2 pseudogenes are annotated in these 923 nt (G+C 59.7%); one reads left to right on the top strand and one right to left on the bottom strand.

Annotated features, from left to right (window positions below):
- Positions 1-195 (bottom strand): annotated as a pseudogene (locus tag AC0L3P_RS39865) (IS256 family transposase); the annotation flags it as partial.
- 240 nt (positions 196-435) lie between these two features.
- Here AC0L3P_RS39865 and AC0L3P_RS39860 point away from each other — a divergent pair.
- Positions 436-923, top strand: a pseudogene (locus AC0L3P_RS39860) (IS110 family transposase); the annotation flags it as partial.

Here is a 923-nt window from a genome sequence, read left to right as displayed (position 1 = left end):
CTCGATCCCGTTGTTGAATGTCACACCGAGAACGAGTTTTGGCAACTGGTTATGACCGTCGAGACGACGCCAATTTTTCTGGGCGCCCTCGACTGGTTTGAAGACCATCGCGAGCGCAGTCTTGTTGGATAGACAGCCCTTCGATCGGATCGTGCGGTGGCGCACGGTGGCGAAGGTGCTTTCAATGGGGTTGGTAACCGGTATAAGATTTTCGGTGCTGATGTTCGGCTGCGGTTTTCAAGATCGTGGCGTATGGTGCGACCATCCGGGACAGAGGCACCGGGAGCACGAAGGTGGGGCAGGCCGATGCGTACGATGAGCTGCGAGCTCGAGTTAGTTAGCTGGCCGCCTCTACGACTAGCCCGGTTGCGCCGTGAGCGCGGATCCGTAGTTGTCGTGTCGCCCACCGTTCCCGTCATATGACAGGAGGTGCAAATGCGACGCATAATCGGAATGGATATCCACCAACTTTCGGCGAGGTGGTTTTCTGGGAAGATGGCAGATTTCGACCGGCCGGTCGCGTCGATATGACCCGCACGACACTGGAAGGCTTTGGCAAACGCCTTCAACCGATAGACGAGGTGGTGATCGAAGCGACCGACAACTGCATGGCGGTGTCACGGGTGCTGTCGCCGTTCGTGAAGCGGGTGGTCATCGCCAACCCATTGCAGGTGAAGGCAATCGCGCATGCCCATGTGAAGACCGACAAGGTCGACGCGGGCACGCTGGCCAGCTTGTACGCGGCCGGCTATCTGCCGGAAATCTGGACGCCGGACGCGGCCACAGAACGGCTGCGCCGGCTGATCGCCCGGCGTTACCAGGTCGTGCGGCATCGGACCCGGATCAAGAACGAAGTGCACGCAATCCTTCACGCGCACCTGATCCCAAAATGTCCGCACGCCGATTTATTCAACGGCCGCGGC

Source organism: Bradyrhizobium sp. WSM4874, assembly GCF_055811835.1.
Note: the sequence above shows the minus strand (reverse complement) of the source record. Positions and strands in the feature narration are given on the sequence as shown.